This window comes from Flavobacterium sp. FlaQc-52, assembly GCF_044007495.1.
Taxonomy (GTDB): domain Bacteria; phylum Bacteroidota; class Bacteroidia; order Flavobacteriales; family Flavobacteriaceae; genus Flavobacterium; species Flavobacterium cupriresistens.
Genome location: NZ_JBIPCV010000009.1, coordinates 222,508 through 242,597, shown reverse-complemented (window position 1 = coordinate 242,597; position 20,090 = coordinate 222,508). Strand labels below are relative to the sequence as shown.

Below are 20,090 nucleotides of genomic sequence, written 5' to 3'. Positions count from 1 at the left end.
CAAAAACCAATATTTTCCAAAACAAAATTAGCTACTTCTTTCCTGTCAAAATAATTTTGCAAAGAATCGGATGAAAAACATATGGAGTACAAAAAAAGAATACCTATAAGATGGTTTACGGTAACTAAAACAGTAAAAAATGAGGAATATAAAATCCCTCATTAAATAAAATGTTATCCCATAAAAATTAGCGCAATATTCTTTAATTATAAATACGCTCCAACCTTACACCAGAGTAACAAGGAAAGGACTGGCACTTTCAAAGACAAAAGTTTCAGAATAAGTTCCCCCTTTTGAATCTTCAAATAAAACAGTAAATTTAATTTTAAAAGAGTATAGATGTCCTTTTTCAAGGTTTTCAGGTACCGTAATAGAGAACTTCGTACATTTTTTCCAATCTAATACGTCCGCATCTGCTGTGAAAGACGTACCTCCTTCTCCGGTAAAAGTACCGACTATTGAATAACCATCGGGGTCTACTATTACTTCTTGACTTGGAACTATTGCAGTAATAACTGTACCAATTGGTCCTTGAATTGGCGTGAAAGATGTTATTGGAACAATGCAATCATTTTTAACTTCTGACATAATGTATCTATTTTTAAATTAATAAAATAAAGTTAGAAATAATCATCAAAAAGAAGGAATATTCTTTCTTTTTGATGATTTAAAATTAATTACTGTAAATATTTAAACTCTAAACACTCTTTAATGAATGCCATAGATTTTGTTAAACTTTAATACCATTTAAATTCTTTTATCTTACAATAAATTATTAATACCCTATAAAAAGCTGTGAAACTACTCCCCGTATAAGCGCAAAACAGCATCGTTAACCATTTCATAACACTCACATTACCATTAGTTTATATTAATTTTATTAATTTGAATAAAACTAATCGTTATGAAACTCTTTAATCTAAAATTTTTCGTCTCCTTTAAAGAATGGCTTTTCTTAAAAGCAATGCAATCTTCTTTCCTACATTAATAAACCCTCCCCTATAAAGGAAAGCAGCATTTAAATGAGTAAAACAGAAAACGCACTTTTAAATAAAGAACAATTTGGAGAGGATTTCTTGTGGGGTGTATCTACTGCCGCTTTTCAAATTGAAGGAGCTCACGATGCCGATGGCAAAGGGGCTTCGATTTGGGATGTTTTTACGTCGCAAAAAGGTAAAATAAAAAATGGCCATCACGCCTTATCGGCTTGTGATTTCTATACCCATTATAAAAACGACATTGCGCTAATTCGGGAACTGAACATTCCGAATTTTAGATTTTCGATCAGTTGGCCTCGCATTATGCCCAACGGAAGTCATCCTGTGAACCAATCCGGAATTGATTACTACAATAAAATCATTGATTTTTTACTGGAATGTAATATCGAACCTTGGGTTACACTTTACCATTGGGATCTTCCGCATGCCTTAGAAGAAAAAGGCGGATGGACCAATCGCGAATCTGTTACCTGGTTTTCGGAATATACAGAAGTCTGCGTACACTATTTCGGAGACCGAGTAAAAAACTGGATGGTCATTAACGAACCCTCCGTTTTTACAGGTGCCGGGTATTTTCTTGGCATCCATGCTCCGGGAAAAAAAGGGTTGACCAATTACCTGAAGGCCATGCATCATGTAACGCTATCTACCGCAGCTGGTGCTAAAATAATACGAAACAGACTTCCTGAGGCTAATATAGGGACTACCTTTTCGTGTACCCATATCGAACCGGAGACGGACAAACCAAAAGATATTGAAGCCGCAAAACGAGTAGATACTTTACTAAACAGAACTTTTATAGAACCCATTTTAGGACTTGGCTATCCGAAAGAGGATTTAGCCGTTCTTAAAAAACTCAAAAGTTATATACTCGAAGATGATTTAAACAATATGTCTTTTGATTTTGATTTTATAGGTTTACAATGTTACACCAGAGAAGTAGTAAGGGCCTCTTTATTGATTCCTTATATTGGCGCTGAACTGGTAAGTGCCGAAAAAAGAAATGTAATCGCGACCGAAATGGGTTGGGAAGTCTACCCTCCTGCCCTATATCATATTATAAAAAGGTTTAACGCCTACAAAAACATCAAGAAAATCATTATTACCGAAAATGGTGCCGCTTTCCCGGATATTGTCAAAAACGGAAAAGTGTATGATATCAAACGGACACATTATATTCAGGATCATTTAGAGCAATTACTTAAAGCCAAAAAAGACGGTTATAATGTCGATGGTTACTTTGTATGGAGCCTTACCGATAATTTTGAATGGGCAGAAGGATACAACGCCCGATTCGGATTGATCCATATTGATTTTGATACTCAAAAAAGAACCATCAAACAATCGGGAATGTGGTTCCGTGATTTTTTATCAAAAAACAACTAAAAAGCTTCTAGATTTTTGAGAACATTTTTGGTTTGTATCACTAAATTTTGAATGAAATAATATAGTTCTCCTTTACAAAAGATAAAATTCTTAACCTCGGCTTTTTAATGTCGGGGTTTATTTTTTTTATCAAATTTGAACAAAAAGCATTAATCTACACTAAAGTAGTGCAAATTATAGAACAAATCTCAAAAGTCGAGAATGAATTAAATAGTAACAAACTTTACTTTAAAGAAAACGTTCTCCTTTTTTGTCCTTTCGAAGAATGAGGAATCACATAAGCTAAGGACGAACGGTAGTCGAATATTGGATGTGATTTCTCATTCTTCGAAATGACAAATGTAGCGTGTTATTTTTTTAAACTTACACTTTTACTTGATTCCGTGTCATTTCGACGAAGGAGAAATGACACCAGGAATTCCGTGTAGTGAGCGACCAATCTTTGTCGAGTTACGAGTGTGATTTCTCATACCTCAAATCACACAAATAGTTTAAAAAAGAAAGGACGAGATTGTAGCGAATCGTTTCTCAAAAATCGATACTAAAAACAGTTCCCTTCCTTTTGATTCAGAGCCAAACCATTCTAAATTTTAGCTGTTTTAACTTTATAGGACGTATCATTTCCTCCTAATTCAAAAATATATCTTACAAAATTCAGCAATATTTGATTGCAAATTATTATATTTCAGTATTCTAAAAGGTATTCTTTATTATGAAAAATAATGTGCGACACGAACCTTATGAATTGGTTCTTACAGAATTAGTAGATCAATCGCAAAAAAGCGAACAAACCGATAGTTTTTTTGAACTTGTATATATTGTGAAGGGAAATGGATTACAACATTTTGCTGACCATACGTTTGCCTATCAACAAGGTCATTTGTTTCTTTTGACTCCAAAGGATTCCCATAGACTGGAGTTTGAAGAACCAACACAATTGTTTTCTATCCGATTTAATACGGTTTATTTGAACAGAACTTCGCAACAGGAAATCCTCAAACAAATAGAAGTGATTCTCAAAAATGCTTCACATGAACCCGGTTGTGTATTAAAAAGTGACGATGATAAAAAGATTGTTCATCCGTTGATAGAGGCCATTATAAGAGAACATCAAACCAAAGGATTGTATCAAAAGGAGTTGCTTACACAATACATCAATACTTTGTTGGTTATCGTGGCCCGAAATGTTATGCTAAGTCTTCCGGAGAAAATAAACGATCAAAGTGATCAGAAAGTGATTCAGATTTTGCAATACGTTCAAGCCAATATTTACAATCCGGAAAAACTTAGAGGGGAGCATATCGGTACCAAATTTGGGATTTCTGAAAGTTATCTGGGACGTTTTTTTCGCAAGCATACCAATGAAACCTTGCAGCAATATCAAACTACTTATAAACTCAATTTAATTGAAAATCGTTTGTTACATACCCATATGCGCATCAATGAAATTGCAGACGAATTTGGGTTTACTGATAAAAGTCACTTGAACAATATGTTTAAAAAACACAGGGGATTTAGTCCGTCTGAATATCGTAAAATGTTTTATGGATTAGGGGGGCTTTAGGTTTAACCGCAAGAGGCACAAAGAGATTACGCAAAGGGACACAAAGTTTTTTTTGCAGAGCTGTAATGCCCTTCGGCTTCGCTCAGGGTGACAGCTGTTTTTAAGAAATAGTCTTCAATACCCATAGATTTTGGAATTTGGAATTTCAAAAATTGGAATTTCATATCTAATCCCGAACAAACTTTTGATTCCTAAAGGCCTCTCCCGTCTACAATGTTTGGTGTAAAAAAGCTACAGCTTCTTTCCATGTATTTACCCGCAAATAGTTTTCTTTCTCTGTATTGTGGAATGAAGTAAACATAATTGGTTTGCCCGTAAATGAATCTAAATTCTTTGGATGGTCATCAATCATATAGTCTGTATTGATGATTCTTTTGCTTCCGCATAAAATGATGTTTTCCCAGCCAATAAAAGGAAAATGTTCTTTGAGCCATTCGAATTTTTCTCCGAGTGATACTGGAAATTCCATCGCAGCGGAAACGATAAAGATTTCAAAATTTTCCTGTAATAAACGCAAACTTTCGACTGCATCAGGCATTACCGGAATTGTTCGAAAGAAACCCTTAGAGTTCACAATACTGTGCAAATCTTCTTTAATCGGAAATGCTTTTTCCTCACTTAAACCCTGAATGCCTTCTCTCGAGATTTCTATCCCGTGTTTTTCCTTATAAAAGGTAATTAAATGGGTTTCGATATCGGCAATCACGCCATCCATATCAATTGCAATTGTTTTCTTATTCATATTTATCAAATTTATATTGCAACAAAATTATGCAAAAGCTGCAACATATTGCAATAATTAACTTATTTTTGCAATATAAATTTGCAAAACAAATGAAAAAAGAGGAGCGTCAGAAAATAATTTTAGACTATTTGTCTAAAGAACATCGTGTAACTTCAATAGAATTGAGTGAGTTTCTGAGTGTTTCAGAAGACACTATCAGACGGGATTTAAAAGAACTTTCGGATCAAGGGCTTCTAAAAGCGGTTCGTGGGGGTGCTGTTGCTCCTTCTCCAATTCCGCTGCATTATCGAAAAAGAGAAAAACACGATCTTGAAAACAAAAAAATTATTGCCGAAAAAGCGATCTCCTATCTTAAAGACGGGCAAGTTGTGTTTATTGATGGCGGAACTACCTCGTTGGCTTTAGTGGCGAGTTTTCCTTATGATTTGAAATTAACGGTCGTTACTAACAGTTTTCCCGTAGCAGTGTTGGTTGAGGATTTACCTAATATTGAATTAATCTTTGCCGGAGGAAAAATGTGCAAAATCTCTTTTGCAACGGCCAGTATTGAAACGATAGATTTCTTTAGAAATTTCAGGGCAGATATTTGCATTTTGGGAATCTGCAGTATCCATCATGAACGCGGTATTACAGGAGTTTTTTATGAAGATTCTCAAATTAAACAGAATATGATTCAAAACTCAAATTTTGTAATAGGCATAAGTTCTGTTGAAAAAGTAGAAACCGCCGAATCTTATTTTGTCTGTCCGATTAAAGACATTGATGTACTGGTTACCAATATTTCTCCGGAGGATGAGATTTTTAAAGTGTACAAAAATGCCGGTATCACGATTCTTTAATTGTTGCAAAATAAAAAACCTTCCGAAAGTAAACTCCCGGAAGGTTTGTTTTTACAATTAAAAAAATCTCTTCTTTATTAATTTTTAGCCTGAGTCATTTTTGCCATGACTTCATCTAAATTAAAACTTGCCGGTTTTTGTCTTGGCGGAAATTCTTTAAAAGATTGCAGCCAATTTGCCACTAAAGCGGTAGATCCGTAATTTAAATAAACATGGTGTACCAGCCAGTTATCATACAGCAACGATTTGTCTCCACGTTCAAATGGATCGATATACATATCAAATATGTTAGGCAGTCTTAATTTCTCGAACTCTTTTCTCCAGATATCCAATCCTTCATTATTTTGTTCTATAAAAACCGTTTTCCATCTTCCGTAACGAATAGCAAAAACATCACCATCATCACTCCAATAGATAAATTCTTTACGCGGTGATTCTTTTACTTCTCCTTTAAAAAACGGAATCAGATTATAACCGTCAAGATGTACTTTAAAGGTCTTTTTACCCACTTTGTATCCTTTAAGACACTTCTGCACTACATCTGGTTCGCCGGCAGCAGCAACCACCGTTGGCAATATATCTTCATGTGCAAACATGTCTGTAGTATAAATTGTGCCGGGTTTGATTACACCAGGCCAGCGAATTACAGTCGGTACGCGATACCCACCTTCCCAGTTGGTTGCTTTTTCTCCTCGAAATGGAGTGCTTCCTCCATCTGGCCATGTCATTAATTCGGTACCATTATCGGTTGTATAGATGACAATTGTATTTTCTGAAATGCCAAGATCATCCAGTTTTTTTAGTAATTTACCAATATCATCATCATGCTCCGTCATACCATCAGCCTGTAAACCAAGGCCTGTTTTACCCTCATATTCCTTACTAAGATGGGTAAAAATATGCATCCTGGTCGAATTGAAATAACAAAAGAATGGTTTGTCGGCCTTAACTTGTTTGTCCATAAAATCCATTGCTGCATTGGTAAATTCAGTGTCTACAGTTCTCATTCTTTCAATGGTAAGAGCTCCTGTATCTTCTATTTTCTGCGTTCCGTCTGCATTCGCCCAAGTATGCATTACACCACGTGGCTCGAAGGCTTTTTTGAATTCGGGATTCTTTGGATAATCGGGACTTTCTGGCTCTTCTTCAGCATTAAGATGATAGAGATTACCGAAAAACTCATCAAATCCATGCATTGTTGGTAAGAATTCGTCTTTGTCTCCAAGATGGTTTTTACCAAATTGTCCGGTTGCATATCCTTGTCCTTTTAACAATTCTGCGATGGTAGGGTCCTCGGGTTTCAGTCCCACATCTGCACCTGGAATTCCAACTTTTGTAAGTCCGGTCCGGATGGGTGATTGCCCTGTTATAAAGGCGGCACGACCGGCAGTACAACTTTGCTGTGCATACCAGGTCATAAATAAGGCTCCTTCACTCGCAATGCGATCGATATTAGGTGTTTTAAACCCCATAAGGCCTCGATTATAGCAACTTGGGTTAAACCAACCGATGTCGTCACCCATAATCACTAAAACGTTCATTTTTTTATTCTTTTGTGCTTGCAATCCTGTTAGAAAAAAACACATAAAAGCAATAAAAACCATGCTTTTAAATTTGATAAATTTTTTCATAATTAAATCATTTTGGTTTTTAATTTGTTCATACTCAAAAAATATACAAGCTAAACCCCAATGGGTACAGGGAATAGTGTTTTTACAAATAAAACTCAAGTGCTAAAAAGAAAATTTAAAAAACCTGCAAAGCTGGTTTATGAGGCCTATAGAGAAAAGGGGCATGCTCAAAAGGGAATTGGCTTAAGAAAAAAAACAAGCTAATGTACTAATTTTCAACACAATAAACAATAATCAAATCGTACCTTGAATTTGAAAAAATCAGGAATGTAACTTTTGAACTAAAAGCCAGCAAAAAAAATACAGATCAAAACAGTCCTAAAAAACAGGAACAACTTACTAAAAACAAATTTCTTTAAAATAAAAAACCTTCCTCGAGCGAACTCTTGGAAGGTTTTTGTCTACAATTCAAAAACACTCTTTATTTCCAACCTCCACCTAAATCCTTGTAAACATGGACTGCGGCATTTAATTGGTCTTTTTTAGTTTCTATCAATTCTAATTTAGATTCTAAAGCATCTCTTTGTGTCATCAGAACTTCAAAATAATCTACTCTGGCAGATTTAAATAAGTCATTTGAAACATCGATAGAAGTATTTAAAGCCGCTACTTGTTTTGATTTTAAGTCGTAGCTTTTTTCTAAATTATTAATTTTTGAAAGTTCATTCGAAACTTCAATATAAGCATTCAAAACCGTACGATCGTAATTGTACAACGCTTGAAGTTGTCTTGCATTGGCGTTGCTGAACTCTGCTTTTATAGCATTTCTGTTGATCAACGGTGCAGCAAGATCTCCTGCTAAAGAATACAATAACGATTCCGGAAACGTTAGCAAATAGGATGGATTGAAAGCATTTACACCTATCGCCGCCGAAATATCAAGAGACGGATAAAATTCGGCACGAGCTACTTTTACATCCAGTTTTGCAGCTGTAAGCTCCATTTCTGCTTGTTTAATGTCAGGACGATTCTGCAATAATTGAGACGGAATTCCGGAACTAACTGTTGATGGCAACAAACTTAAAAAGTTGTTTCTATCTCGCTTAATTTCCTGTGGATATTGACCCACCAAAAAGTTAATCCTGTTTTCCGTCTCTTTTATTTGCTGAAGAATAACAAACTCTTTGCTTTTAGAATCCATCACCTCTGCCTGAAATTTCTGAACGCCTAATTCAGTTGCTCTGGCTGCTTGTTTTTGAATTTTTACAATTTCTAACGCGTTCGATTGCAATTCTATATTTTGTTTTACAATATCCAACTGACTGTCAAGCGCTAATAGTTCATAATACGAACTGGCGATCTCTGCAATCAGATTGGTAACTACGAAGTTTTTGCCTTCTATGGTTGATAAATATCGGCTCACTGCTGCTTTCTTAGAATTTCGCAATTTTTTCCAGATATCTACTTCCCAATTCGCATAAGCTGCAACTACAAAATCACCTAACGGATCCGGTGTCTCTTTACCCGGTTTGATTTCTGTAGTGGCATCACCGGCTCCCTGACTTGTATATCTTCCTACTTTCTCTACTCCTGCACCTGCTCTCACACCAACAGTTGGTAGATACGCTCCTTTTTTAATACGAACATCATTTTTCGCAATCTCTATTTCCTGCAAAGTGATCATTAATTCCTGATTGTTTTTCAGCGCCGTATCAATCAACTGTACCAGATTTTGATCTTTAAAGAAATCACGCCACGGAATAGTAGCGGTATTAATTGTATCCTTACTGTTAGTGTACGCCTCAGGAACAATCTTTTTATTTGAAGTTTCGGCTGTGGCCTGTGGTGCCTTGCAGCTAACTGCTGCAAGACAAAGACCTAACACAATACTATATTGTAACTTAAATTTATACATGATTATTGTCAATTTCTTCTGTTAATGGATTCTCTTCTTCATGTTTTACCAATTTGTGTTTCTCTGAGATTTTGGCAAAAATGTAATACAATCCCGGAATAATAAATACCCCGCAAATGGTTCCTATAAGCATACCTCCTGCAGCCGCAGTACCAATAGTTCTGTTACCGATTTTACCCGGACCAGTAGCAAAAGCAAGCGGTAATAATCCTGCGATAAAAGCAAATGAAGTCATTAAAATAGGACGGAACCTTGCTTTTGATCCTTCCATAGCCGACTCAAAAACTGATTTTCCTGCAGCATGTCTTTGGATTGCAAACTCTACAATCAATACCGCGTTTTTACCCAGTAAACCAATAAGCATTACCATCGCAACCTGTGCATAAATATTGTTCTCTAATCCTGTTAGTTTTAATAAAAGGAAAGCTCCGAAAATACCTGCCGGTAAAGAGAAAATTACGGATAACGGAAGAATGAAACTTTCGTATTGCGCTGCCAAAACCAGGTATACAAACCCTAAACAAATCAAGAATACCCAAATGGCCTGATTCCCTTGTGCCACCTCATCGGCAGAAATACCTGCCCAATCAATGTCATATCCTCTTGGTAGTTTTTTGGCGGCAACTTCCTGAATTACTTTAATGGCCGTACCAGAACTATATCCCGGAGCTGCTCCACCACTAATTTCTGTAGAAGTATACATATTGTGTCTCGTAATTTCCGAAAGACCGTATACTTTTTCTAATTTCATGAAGGCAGAAAACGGCACCATTTCGTCGCGGTTGTTCTTCACATACAGTTTTAAAATGTCGTCCGGTTGTGCACGGTATTCCGGCGCAGCCTGAACGATTACTTTATAATTAATTCCGTATTTAATAAAACTGATTTCATAGTTACTTCCGACAAGAGTAGACAAAGTATTCATCGCATTTTCGATAGAAACTCCTTTTTGTTGTGCCAAATCATTGTCCACTTTCATCATATACTGAGGAAAACTGGCACTAAAGAAACTAAATACGTTAGTTAACTCGGGACGTTTATTTAATTCTTCTACAAACTCTTTATTAACCGCTTCCAATTTTTTGAAATCACTGGTACCTGTTTTATCCAACAAACGAAGTTCAAATCCTCCTGCTGCTCCATATCCCGGTACGGCTGGTGGTTGGAAAAATTCAATATTAGCACCCGGAATATCTTTTGATCTTTCTTCAAGCTCTATCATAATTTCCTGAACCGATTCTTTACGATCGTTCCAGTCTTTCAGGTTGATCAAACAAGTTCCTGCATTCGATCCTGTACCCTCTGTCAAAATTTCATAACCGGCCAATGAAGAAACTGATTTTACACCGTCTATTTTTTCGGCTTCTTTCTGTAATTCCTCTGCAATATGATTGGTTCTTTCTAATGAAGATCCCGGTGGTGTCTGAATAATTGCATAAAACATTCCCTGATCCTCATTTGGAATAAATCCGGAAGGAACAGTGCTGCTTACTAACCAGGTTCCGGCACAAAAACCAAGAAGTACCACTATAGTAACTACTTTTCTGTCTACAATTTTGGCCAATACATTTTGGTATTTACCCTGCGCCAGATTAAACTTATTGTTGAAACCATCTATAAACCTGTTTACCGGTGTTTTCTTTTTAGGCTTACCATGATTATTTTTTAACATCATTGCACAAAGTGCCGGTGTCAAAGTCAAGGCCACAATACCCGAAAGAATAATTGCGGTAGCCATTGTAATCGAAAACTGTCTGTAAAATACCCCAACCGGACCGGACATAAAAGCAACCGGAATAAATACGGCAGCCATCAGGAACGTAATTGCGATAATAGCGCCGGCAATCTCATGCATCGCTTTTTTAGTCGCTTTAAAGGCTGAAAGATGTTCTTCTTCCATCTTGGCGTGAACGGCTTCAATAACCACAATCGCATCATCGACGACGACTCCAATTGCCAAAACCAAAGCGAATAACGTAATCAAATTCAATGAAATATCGAAAAATTGCATGAACACAAAAGTTCCGACCAACGAAACCGGTACGGCAATCGCCGGAATAACGGTAGAACGCCAGTCTCCTAAGAAAAGGAATACCACTAATCCTACCAGAATAAAAGCTTCGATCAAAGTGTGAATTACTTTTTCGATAGAAGCATCAAGGAATTTAGAAACGTCATACGAGATTTCATACTCCATTCCCTTTGGAAACTTTTGTTTAATTTTTTCCAACTTGGCTTTCACGTCTTCAATAACCTGATTGGCATTACTTCCGAAAGATTGTTTTAGTACAATTGCCGCAGAAGGTCTTCCATTCAAATTCGAATAAATATCATACATTGAACTTCCAAATTCTACTTTTGCAATATCTTTCAAACGCAAAAGTTCCCCATTGCTATTCGATCGTACTACAATATTCTCGTATTGCTCTTTGTTTGTAAAACGCCCTGAATATTTCAATACATATTCAAATGCCTGAGAACGTTTACCGGAACTTTCTCCTGTTTTACCCGGCGAAGCTTCCAAACTCTGACTTGATAATGCTTCCATTACCTCGTCGGCAGAAATTTTATACGCCAACATTCTATCGGGTTTTAACCAGATACGCATGGCATATTCACGAGTTCCTAAAATATCTCCTGATCCAACACCGTTTACCCTTTTCAATTCTGACAATACATTGATATCGGCATAATTGTATAGAAACTTCATGTCGGTATTTTTATCCGTGCTGTAAAGATTCACATACATCAACATACTCGGAACTTCACGGGTAATCTTTACTCCCTCTCTTACTACTAACGGAGGTAGTTTATTGGTAACTGAAGCGACACGGTTTTGAACGTTAATGGCTGCTTGATTTGGGTCTGTACCTAAATTAAAAACCACTTGTATACTTGCCTCACCGTCGTTACCGGCATCAGAAGTCATATATTTCATTCCCGGTACACCATTTAGGGCTCTTTCTAAAGGAATAACAACCGATTTGATCATCAACTCTCCGTTAGATCCAGGGTAATCTGCTGTAACGTTTACCATTGGAGGAGAAATCGAAGGGAACTGGGTAATCGGTAAATTTAGTACCGACAATACCCCTAAAAAGACAATGATCAGCGATATTACGATCGACAGTACAGGTCTTTGAATAAATTTATTAAACATTTTTGTATTTTTTTAATGATTAAACCAATCAGACCTATTCTGCTTTAACGCGTAAATGATTCATGACTTTCGCGGGAGCTTGGAATTCATATTGAATTTTATCATTCTCTTTTACTTTCTGAACACCTTCCAGTAAAATTTTATCATTTTCAGCAAGTCCGCTGCTTACCACATACAAATCAGGGATTTCACCTGTAATGGTGATTTCTTTTGAACTTACTTTATTGCTTTTATCTACAACAAAAACATATTTTTTATCCTGAATTTCATAGGTTGCTTTTTGTGGAATCACAATCGCATTTTTAAGAGGCACAAGCATTTGAACTTGCCCTGTCTCCCCGTTTCTAAGTAATTTTCCGGTATTAGGGAATCTCGCTCTAAAGGCAATATTTCCTGTTTCGTTATTAAATTCACTTTCGATCAGTTCAACGTTCCCTTTGTATTTAAACGTTTCCCCATTAGCCAAAACCAAACCAACTTTAGCGTCGCCACGATCTTTAATATTCGTTTGATATTGAAGATATTCGGGTTCTGAAACATTAAAATAAGCAAACATCTGACTGTTGTCTGAAAGGCTTGTTAATAATTCACCTTCGTCAATAAGGCTTCCTAATTTTAATGGAATCCTGTCAATGGTTCCGTCAAACGGAGCTCTGATTTCGGTAAAGGACAAATGAAGTTTTGCAAGGGCCACTTCTGCTTTTGCTGCCTGAAGTTTAGACATGGCAACAGCTTGTTCGTTTCTGGAAACGATGTTTTTATCTGCTAATGTTTTGGTATTCTGTAATTCTATTTCGGCAGCTTTTTGTTCAGCTTGCGCTTTAAGTAATTCAGCTTCATACATTTTAGGCATGATTCTGAATAAAATTTGGCCTGCTTTTACAAACTGACCTTCGTCTACGTAGATGTTTTGGAGGAAACCTTTTTCTTGAGCACGTATTTCGATGTTTCGAACCGATTTAATCTGCGAAACATACTGTTTAGTAAATGAAGTATCAATTTTTACAGGATTTGTAACTGTAAATTTTTCAGCTTCTTCTTTTTCTTCTTTTTTTGATGTACAACTTGTTAGGCACAACAAGGCAACTAAGCCTGTTAACACGACAATTCTTTTCATGAGTATAATAAATGGAAATTAAGCGATTGAATGCTGGGAACAGGAATTCCCCAGGTCTGAAAATAAAATCAGTCGCCAGAATATAACGTGAAACGGTAGAATGAAAAAGTATCTTAAAAATACAATTCGCACTTATGCAGGATCACACTGTGGCAACCGATGTATAAGTCGAATCAAATTCTTAAAACTCTCTGAGTAATATAAATAGGATTTGGCTGGCCACAAGATGGGCCTAAAATTTCAAAACGACTATAAGAATTTACAACAATTTGACGAGGAAATGTCAAATACAAATCTGCTATTAAGCTATGATTGGTTGTAAAAAATTTATTTGTAAGTCCATTCTTAAGTGTATCATTCCCGACACATTCTTCGTCAAGATCAACATCTGCATCTTCAATTATTGAGCTGCCCTGATCCTGATTGGTGAATTTTACGCGGTGTCTTTTCTCAAGATTGTGGTGAGAATTTAGATGTGTTTCAGCATTAAGATATTGCCCTCCGCCCAGCAGAAGGAAATTCATGAATACTAAAAATACTACTAACTTTCTCATTTGAGTGCGAATGTAATAAAAGATTGGAATAAAAAAAATAAAATAAGAAAGTCTTAACAAGTGTTGACAAACGAAAACGTTTTCATTTCATTATTTATTTTTTTCACAAATAAAAATCGCTATGACCCGTAGAAAAGAATCTAAACAAAACTAATAATCAACTTGTTGTGTATTTATTTCTGACCTATAGATTCATCGTTTATTTAGTTCTAAAAGGGTTATTTCTCTTAAAAATGAATCCTGTAAGTCAATGCAAAAAAGTATAATGGAGTTTTATATTTTGAAATTATTGCTCGCAAAGACGCGAAGTCGCAAAGTTTTTTTTCTAGTTTTGTCCATTTTAGCCTTTGTACCTCTGAGCCTAAAAAACAACTTCCATTATTACAAACTCCTGACCTGCCTTACTAAAACTTTTAAGAGTATCTCTCATTCCAAATTTTTCGTAGAATGCTTTTTTATGACTTCGGGCATTGCACCACACCTTTGTAAGTCCTTTTTCTTTGGCCAGTTTCAGGATATAATTTAACAACTCAGAAGCGATTCCTTTTCCTTGATATTCTTCGAGTGTGGCTAATTTTCGAAACTGCATTTCATCATCGGAAATAAAACAGGAAACAATCGAAACTAACTTTTCTTCCGTAAAAACTCCAAAATGCAAACCTAAATCATCCTCTGCCAGTTGTACAAATTCAAAAGGCTCGTTTGGCCACATTACTTCATGGCGAATCTTCCAGGTTTGTGACGCTTTTATTTCTCTAATTTCCATAGTATACTTGTTTTATTCCATGCTTTCAAATGTAGTGCATTTTATAATATCCATTCCAAAATGACAAACCACTTTGTACCACTATCCCACTCAGGTATAGCCTCAAAATAATTCAAATTTATCATTCAATTCTGGTTAATAATATTTAATTTTATCAGATATAAATCGAATAACTTCAATTATGAAAAACTTCATTTTAGCATTGTTATTATGTATAAGTGTAAATGGTTTTGCACAATTAATACAATTTGGACCTCAATTTTCTACTAATATAACTTCTGCCGTTACAGACGATTTTAGTTCAAAAAGTTCCGGAAGCGGGATTGGTGTGGCAGGATTTGCGAGAGTAAATTTATTACTTTTTTATGGTCAGGCCGAATTTGGATATACCCAATCAAAATTTAGTGTTTCTCAAACCGGAATTGGCGAAACGCAATATGAAGTAGCTGGAACCGATGCTACCTTGATTGCCGGATTTAAAGTTGTCCCTTTAGGAAAACTGGGAAATATTAGACTATTTGTCGGTTACAATTGGAAAAATTACTCCAGTATAGATGCCAGCAACAATTTAAACTACATTCCTTTTGAACGTAATAACGGTAGTGTTCTTGGTGGCGTTGGAGTTGATTTATGGAAATTTACACTGGACTACAGGTATCTGGCTGGTCTCACAGATCTGGATGCTTCTAACAGGGAATTAAAAACAGGAATTTCAAATATTTCATTAGGATATAAATTTCTATAATCCGTTTGAAAACATACTAAGAACCTCCATCGCTTTTTCTGCTTCTTTTTTGTTGACAAAGATATGGTCGTGATAAAATGCCGCAACGACATTGCAACTAATGCCTTTTTGAGAAAGGGCATTAGAAAATGCGGCCGTTAACCCTATCGCCTCCAATGACGAATGGACAGAAAGTGTGATCCAGGACATAATAACGGAATACTCCAACTTTAATTCATCTGCTTTTTCTTTTTTCAGAATTAATGTAATGGCTTCTTTTTCCCTGAATAACATTTCAATATCATTCAAATTTAGGGTGTCTAATGTTTCAATTTTACAAAAAACAAATTCACCTTCATTAAGTTCGGGTTTCATGCTTTTTAATAGCTTCTGTAAATCTTTTTCTCCGGACATATTGAATTTTTATTACAATTTTTAAATCTAAATTACTTTAGAAGTCGCTCTAATTTATCTTTTGTCTCCGGAAAATCTTTATCCAGAGTTAGTACTTTCTGATAGTTGGCCACTGCATTTTTTTTATCTCCGTTCGCTTCATAAAAATCAGCAAGAGAGTCATAGGTATTGGGGCTTTCGGGATAATTCGTCACATTCATTTTAAATAAATAGCCAGCCAGTTCATTGTTTTTGCTTACAAGTGATTGGTAGCCATAGCTATTGACCATAGCTTCGGGCAACGTTACTTTATAACCCAAATGTTTCGAAACGAGCTTGTAATGTTTTTCAATTTTAGAGAAAACAGCTTTATTGAAATTCATCTGCTCGCCGATCGTAAGTTTCAATTGGTTGAAGGCAAAAATAAACCGAAGCCCGTCATAAGTTGCAATTAGCGGAACGGAACCGTGACTGTCGTCTTTATAATATTTATATTGGTAGTTTAAATGGGTTTTCTTATCGCCTAAAAAATCGTTTAAGTCCAGAATAGACCTGATATGTTTTGTCATTACGTTGGTGTCATTTCTAACTTTCACAAGATTCATATTCTCGTCCATAGTATTGGCAACTCCTAAGAATAAAGAGGTATTTACCAAATCCTTGGTTCTTAATTTTGCTTCGGTTTCTTTTAAAAAATTCTGACGATCCCACCACATACTAGGATCTATTGCAATATAGGAATTGAATAAAGCGGTATGATTGGTCAAAATATTCATTACGGTCAATCCTCCAAAAGAATGGCCTATTAAAGTTCTGTAAGGTGCGGTAGGGTATTTTGAGTCGATAAACGGAATTAATTCTTTTTCCAGAAAGGCTGCAAATTTTTCTCCTCCGCCTGATTGTTCACTTAAATCTTTGGTGACAAATGGCGGATCAATATCCGAATGTGTTGGTGTGAGATCTCTTCCTCTGTTCGTGTTTGGAATTCCTACTATAATCATTTCAGGGCAGAGCGTATTGCCGTTCATTTCGCTTAATTGTTCCATCATTCCAACCACAGAACTAAAATGAACATCACCGTCCAACAAATACAATACGGGATATTTTTGCTTGGAAAAACCAGTCAACCGGGTACTTTTTGGAAGATGAATCAGCAATTTTCTGTTTTCGTTTAAAACCTTCGAAAAAACGCTGTCGACAGTTCCAATCTCAATTTTATTGTTTTTCTGAGCAAATCCAAAACTTGTTATCAGTATCAAAACACCAAAAAATAGTTTTTTTTTAATTTTAACTGTTGCAAAATCCGTGGTTATCATACTTTTATACATTTGCTCTAAATTTAGAAAAAAATCACAAAAGTATGTACGATAAAGTATAGTTTTTATAGCTATATAACTTTAGTATAATACCGCTCTAAATTATTGAGGCTAATTTTTTCTACTGCGTTATTATCTTTCCGGGCAATATTAATAAGCTTCAACGTAGTTTCCTCTTCATTTATAGAACATATCCAAATAGTACCATCTGACAGGATAATTGCCGAAAATAAAGAATCGTCCGCTTCATTTTCATAAAAAACTAAATCTTCGGATTTCACATATTTTTTAAGTTTTGTCTTTTTATCTAGTTCATTAAACAAAATACTTTTTTCATTTATTTCAAGTAATTCCGTGATCGTTCTGTTTTCATCTTCTACTGTTTTAACTGCCCAGGTTGGTTTATTTCCATCAAAACGCCAATTACCAATTATTCTAGCTAATAAATCTTTCCTTAACATACTTTTTAAGACTGTTATCTTTTTCATCGCTTCTTTCCCAACCTCATTTTCCGGGTATATTTTGCAGGCTATAGAAAACTCATCTAATGCTTTACTTAATTCGGCTTTTTTATAATATGAAATAGCCAAATCGTATTTGTTTTTTTGAAAGGATGCTTTTGAAGCGTTCTGAGAAAAAATACTAGATGATACCAATAAAACGATAAGGACAAGGTAAGTTTTCATATTCATTATGGTAAAATTAATTTCGTTTGTAAATCGCACAGAAACACAAATTAACAGGAAGTACTTTGCTTCTATTACACGGTCAAAAGTATTTACTGTTTCAACTTTAGCTAATCCAAAAAAGACTTTTAAATAACAATATAAGATTTTTAATACTTTATAATTTCTTACATAACACATACTGTAAGTTAAGTATTATATTTAAATAAACATCTACTTCTTTTTGATGATTTATTATGAATATTTTCGTAAGGAATTAATTTTTCATCAAGATTAAATACAACTTTATGTGAATTAAATATTAAAACACAGACATAAGTCACTACATATCAAACAGTACAAACAAAAAATAGTATTTCATCATTCTTCTGCATAAAAAAAATGCCCCCGGAAAGTTTTTAACTTCCCGGGGGCAAACCCAAAATTAAGATTCTGTTTTATTAGCTTTTCCAAGCATTATTGTTCGGTGTGGCATCCATAAAAATACCTCCGTCAATTATTACCTGTTTGATTTGTTTTTTGTTTTTTAAAGCAATCGTAGCTGATTTTTGGTTCTTCTCCCAAATTGCCGGTGTTTGGTGTATGGTTTCTTTTGTATCGTCTGTATAAACAATATTCACATCAAATGGAATCGCAAAACCTCCTACATTTTCTACCAAAATAGTTTCTGCATTAACACTTTTCACCGCAAGATCAATATGATTGTTGGTAAAAAACCAATTGTTAAAAAACCAGTTCAGGTTCTTCCCTGAGGCACTATTCATTGAGTTAAAATAATCCCATGGAATTGGATGCTTTCCGTTCCAATTGTCCATATAAGCGTGCAATGATTTTTTGAATAACGCATCTCCAAGCAAATCTTTTAGCGCAATATAAGAAAGTGAAGCCTTCCCATATGAATTATTACCATATCCGGCACCTGAAAGTTGTGATGACATAGAGATAATCGGCTGATCTTCTTCTGTTGACGGATCGCTTATGTACTGTTTTACTCTGAAATCTTTATAAAATTTATCAGCCGCTTCTTTACCATGTTCTGCAATTCCGATTAAATATTCAAAAGTAGTAGCCCAACCCTCGTCCATAAAAGCATAACGGGTTTCATTGATTCCCATGTAAAAAGGGAAATACGTATGAGCGACTTCATGGTCCTGAACCAATTGAGCAAACACAGGATCATTCATTTGTGAATCATTACACATCATTGGATATTCCATGTCCGCAAATCCCTGAAAAGCGGTCATTTTAGAAAAAGGATACGGAATTCCCGGCCAGTTGTTCGAAAACCAATCTAACGCGTATTGATTGTTTTTTACTGATACCACAAAATCGGTACCTTTAATATCATAAGCCGCCTGAACACTGGCACGACGGTTTGTTTTTTTGTCTACAACTACACTACTCGCATCCCATAAATAATGGTCACTCAAACCGAAACAAACATCAGAGATATTTTTGGCTTCAAATTTCCAGATGTTCCAGTCATTTTGTTTGGTTACGATACCACTTTTCATCTCTTGTTCGTTGGCAATATGAAGAACCTCATCTGTTACATATGATTTTTTCAGACGAGACGAAAATTCAGGTTGTAGAACTTCATCCGGATTTAGTAAATCTCCTGTTCCATACACTACATAATTTTTCGGTGCTTTTACAGAATAGGTATAATCATTAAAATCATTGTAAAATTCCTGACGATCGGTATGAGGCAATCTGTCCCATTTATTATAATCATCAAAAACTGTGACTCTCGGGTAGCTGTACGCAACAAAGAATGTCGTATTGTCTATTTGTCCTTCTCTTCCGCTTTCTTTAGACAAAGGGTAATTCCAATCGATATTGATTGTTATTTTGCTATGAGGAAGCAGCGCTTTTTTCATTTTTACATTTCCAACGGTTCCCCAATTTCTTGCATTCTCATTATACACTTCTCCTTCGATTTTAAGAGAAGTAATGGTTAATCCGGCACTTAAAAAATCTTCACTTACGTCTCCGCCTCGTGGTGAAGATGGCTTATGAAGATTATTCACAAATCGGATTGGTAAATTTCTTAATGTATCGTTACTATTGTTTTCGTAAATGATGGTTTCGGTACCGCTGACTAACTTAGTATCAGCGTTAACAGTCAGTTCTATCGTGTACTTTCCATGATTTTGCCAGTATTTTTTTCCCGGTTTCCCATCCATAGAACGAGTACCGTTTTCATAAGCCTCTTTAATATTTCTTGGCATATAAAGCTTTTGCGAAAAGCCATATTGCGACAGAAACAGAAATCCTAAAAGCAATAATTGAAGCGAATTTTTTCTCATAAGTGGTTTTGATTTTTATTGATTGATTAATTGTCCTATCACATTAG

17 protein-coding genes are annotated in these 20,090 nt (G+C 35.4%); 5 read left to right on the top strand and 12 right to left on the bottom strand.

Annotated features, from left to right (window positions below; genetic code table 11):
- Window positions 1–225: 225 nt before the first annotated feature.
- Window positions 226–588 carry a hypothetical protein gene (locus ACHRV5_RS16590; protein ID WP_230002876.1) on the bottom strand — a complete coding sequence of 121 codons (363 nt, stop codon included), beginning with the start codon at window positions 586–588 and terminating at the stop codon, window positions 226–228.
- A gap of 434 nt (window positions 589–1,022) precedes the next feature.
- Here ACHRV5_RS16590 and ACHRV5_RS16585 point away from each other — a divergent pair, with 434 nt between their 5' ends.
- Window positions 1,023–2,384, top strand: coding sequence for a GH1 family beta-glucosidase (locus ACHRV5_RS16585; protein WP_395427474.1), 1,362 nt, complete (start codon window positions 1,023–1,025; stop codon window positions 2,382–2,384).
- Window positions 2,385–3,096: 712 nt separating this feature from the next.
- A complete protein-coding gene (locus tag ACHRV5_RS16580) occupies window positions 3,097–3,948 on the top strand; it encodes an AraC family transcriptional regulator (RefSeq protein ID WP_395427473.1) in 852 nt (283 codons plus the stop codon).
- A gap of 208 nt (window positions 3,949–4,156) precedes the next feature.
- On the opposite strand, the gene ACHRV5_RS16575 is transcribed toward ACHRV5_RS16580, so the two are convergent.
- Window positions 4,157–4,690, bottom strand: a complete 534-nt coding sequence (locus ACHRV5_RS16575) for a 5'(3')-deoxyribonucleotidase (RefSeq protein WP_230002878.1) — start codon at window positions 4,688–4,690, stop codon at window positions 4,157–4,159.
- Window positions 4,691–4,782: 92 nt separating this feature from the next.
- On the opposite strand from ACHRV5_RS16575, the gene ACHRV5_RS16570 reads away from it, so the two are divergent.
- Window positions 4,783–5,532 carry a DeoR/GlpR family DNA-binding transcription regulator gene (locus ACHRV5_RS16570; RefSeq protein WP_395427472.1) on the top strand — a complete coding sequence of 250 codons (750 nt, stop codon included), beginning with the start codon at window positions 4,783–4,785 and terminating at the stop codon, window positions 5,530–5,532.
- 77 nt (window positions 5,533–5,609) lie between these two features.
- Here ACHRV5_RS16570 and ACHRV5_RS16565 read toward each other — a convergent pair whose 3' ends face one another.
- Window positions 5,610–7,163, bottom strand: coding sequence for an arylsulfatase (locus ACHRV5_RS16565; RefSeq protein ID WP_395427471.1), 1,554 nt, complete (start codon window positions 7,161–7,163; stop codon window positions 5,610–5,612).
- Between the two features lie 60 nt (window positions 7,164–7,223).
- On the opposite strand from ACHRV5_RS16565, the gene ACHRV5_RS16560 reads away from it, so the two are divergent.
- Window positions 7,224–7,367, top strand: a complete 144-nt coding sequence (locus ACHRV5_RS16560) for a hypothetical protein (protein ID WP_395427470.1) — start codon at window positions 7,224–7,226, stop codon at window positions 7,365–7,367.
- A 217-nt stretch (window positions 7,368–7,584) separates the two neighbouring features.
- Here ACHRV5_RS16560 and ACHRV5_RS16555 read toward each other — a convergent pair whose 3' ends face one another.
- From ACHRV5_RS16555 to ACHRV5_RS16535, 5 genes are all read right to left on the bottom strand, one after another.
- Complete coding sequence (locus tag ACHRV5_RS16555) at window positions 7,585–9,018, bottom strand: TolC family protein (RefSeq protein WP_230002881.1); 1,434 nt, start codon at window positions 9,016–9,018, stop codon at window positions 7,585–7,587.
- The gene (locus ACHRV5_RS16550; RefSeq protein ID WP_230002882.1) at window positions 9,011–12,178 is read right to left on the bottom strand and encodes an efflux RND transporter permease subunit; all 3,168 of its coding nucleotides are present in this window, start codon (window positions 12,176–12,178) and stop codon (window positions 9,011–9,013) included. The genes ACHRV5_RS16555 and ACHRV5_RS16550 overlap by 8 nt, the downstream gene beginning before the upstream one ends.
- A 34-nt stretch (window positions 12,179–12,212) precedes the next feature.
- The gene (locus tag ACHRV5_RS16545) at window positions 12,213–13,295 is read right to left on the bottom strand and encodes an efflux RND transporter periplasmic adaptor subunit (protein WP_395427469.1); all 1,083 of its coding nucleotides are present in this window, start codon (window positions 13,293–13,295) and stop codon (window positions 12,213–12,215) included.
- Between the two features lie 173 nt (window positions 13,296–13,468).
- Window positions 13,469–13,849, bottom strand: coding sequence for a hypothetical protein (locus ACHRV5_RS16540; RefSeq protein ID WP_395427468.1), 381 nt, complete (start codon window positions 13,847–13,849; stop codon window positions 13,469–13,471).
- 361 nt (window positions 13,850–14,210) lie between these two features.
- Window positions 14,211–14,615, bottom strand: a complete 405-nt coding sequence (locus ACHRV5_RS16535; RefSeq protein ID WP_395427467.1) for a GNAT family N-acetyltransferase — start codon at window positions 14,613–14,615, stop codon at window positions 14,211–14,213.
- A 181-nt stretch (window positions 14,616–14,796) separates the two neighbouring features.
- Between ACHRV5_RS16535 and ACHRV5_RS16530 the strand changes: the two genes are divergently transcribed.
- A complete protein-coding gene (locus tag ACHRV5_RS16530) occupies window positions 14,797–15,360 on the top strand; it encodes an outer membrane beta-barrel protein (protein WP_395427466.1) in 564 nt (187 codons plus the stop codon).
- Here ACHRV5_RS16530 and ACHRV5_RS16525 read toward each other — a convergent pair.
- From ACHRV5_RS16525 to ACHRV5_RS16510, 4 genes are all read right to left on the bottom strand, one after another.
- Window positions 15,355–15,753, bottom strand: coding sequence for an ACT domain-containing protein (locus tag ACHRV5_RS16525; RefSeq protein ID WP_047778655.1), 399 nt, complete (start codon window positions 15,751–15,753; stop codon window positions 15,355–15,357). The genes ACHRV5_RS16530 and ACHRV5_RS16525 overlap by 6 nt on opposite strands.
- Window positions 15,754–15,785: 32 nt before the next feature.
- Window positions 15,786–17,060 carry an alpha/beta hydrolase-fold protein gene (locus ACHRV5_RS16520; protein WP_395427465.1) on the bottom strand — a complete coding sequence of 425 codons (1,275 nt, stop codon included), beginning with the start codon at window positions 17,058–17,060 and terminating at the stop codon, window positions 15,786–15,788.
- 59 nt (window positions 17,061–17,119) lie between these two features.
- Complete coding sequence (locus ACHRV5_RS16515; RefSeq protein WP_395427464.1) at window positions 17,120–17,740, bottom strand: hypothetical protein; 621 nt, start codon at window positions 17,738–17,740, stop codon at window positions 17,120–17,122.
- A gap of 434 nt (window positions 17,741–18,174) precedes the next feature.
- Entirely contained in the window at window positions 18,175–20,043 is a 1,869-nt protein-coding gene (locus ACHRV5_RS16510) for a M1 family metallopeptidase (protein WP_395427463.1), read from the bottom strand.
- Window positions 20,044–20,090: the final 47 nt, after the last annotated feature.

What these genes read in the sequence shown, in the direction of transcription:
- ACHRV5_RS16590 (WP_230002876.1), bottom strand. Translation starts at nt 588, where the DNA reads ATGTCAGAAGTTAAAAATGATTGCATTGTTCCAATAACATCTTTCACG.
- ACHRV5_RS16585 (WP_395427474.1), top strand. Translation starts at nt 1,023, where the DNA reads ATGAGTAAAACAGAAAACGCACTTTTAAATAAAGAACAATTTGGAGAG.
- ACHRV5_RS16580 (WP_395427473.1), top strand. Translation starts at nt 3,097, where the DNA reads ATGAAAAATAATGTGCGACACGAACCTTATGAATTGGTTCTTACAGAA.
- ACHRV5_RS16575 (WP_230002878.1), bottom strand. Translation starts at nt 4,690, where the DNA reads ATGAATAAGAAAACAATTGCAATTGATATGGATGGCGTGATTGCCGAT.
- ACHRV5_RS16570 (WP_395427472.1), top strand. Translation starts at nt 4,783, where the DNA reads ATGAAAAAAGAGGAGCGTCAGAAAATAATTTTAGACTATTTGTCTAAA.
- ACHRV5_RS16565 (WP_395427471.1), bottom strand. Translation starts at nt 7,163, where the DNA reads ATGAAAAAATTTATCAAATTTAAAAGCATGGTTTTTATTGCTTTTATG.
- ACHRV5_RS16560 (WP_395427470.1), top strand. Translation starts at nt 7,224, where the DNA reads ATGGGTACAGGGAATAGTGTTTTTACAAATAAAACTCAAGTGCTAAAA.
- ACHRV5_RS16555 (WP_230002881.1), bottom strand. Translation starts at nt 9,018, where the DNA reads ATGTATAAATTTAAGTTACAATATAGTATTGTGTTAGGTCTTTGTCTT.
- ACHRV5_RS16550 (WP_230002882.1), bottom strand. Translation starts at nt 12,178, where the DNA reads ATGTTTAATAAATTTATTCAAAGACCTGTACTGTCGATCGTAATATCG.
- ACHRV5_RS16545 (WP_395427469.1), bottom strand. Translation starts at nt 13,295, where the DNA reads ATGAAAAGAATTGTCGTGTTAACAGGCTTAGTTGCCTTGTTGTGCCTA.
- ACHRV5_RS16540 (WP_395427468.1), bottom strand. Translation starts at nt 13,849, where the DNA reads ATGAGAAAGTTAGTAGTATTTTTAGTATTCATGAATTTCCTTCTGCTG.
- ACHRV5_RS16535 (WP_395427467.1), bottom strand. Translation starts at nt 14,615, where the DNA reads ATGGAAATTAGAGAAATAAAAGCGTCACAAACCTGGAAGATTCGCCAT.
- ACHRV5_RS16530 (WP_395427466.1), top strand. Translation starts at nt 14,797, where the DNA reads ATGAAAAACTTCATTTTAGCATTGTTATTATGTATAAGTGTAAATGGT.
- ACHRV5_RS16525 (WP_047778655.1), bottom strand. Translation starts at nt 15,753, where the DNA reads ATGTCCGGAGAAAAAGATTTACAGAAGCTATTAAAAAGCATGAAACCC.
- ACHRV5_RS16520 (WP_395427465.1), bottom strand. Translation starts at nt 17,060, where the DNA reads ATGTATAAAAGTATGATAACCACGGATTTTGCAACAGTTAAAATTAAA.
- ACHRV5_RS16515 (WP_395427464.1), bottom strand. Translation starts at nt 17,740, where the DNA reads ATGAATATGAAAACTTACCTTGTCCTTATCGTTTTATTGGTATCATCT.
- ACHRV5_RS16510 (WP_395427463.1), bottom strand. Translation starts at nt 20,043, where the DNA reads ATGAGAAAAAATTCGCTTCAATTATTGCTTTTAGGATTTCTGTTTCTG.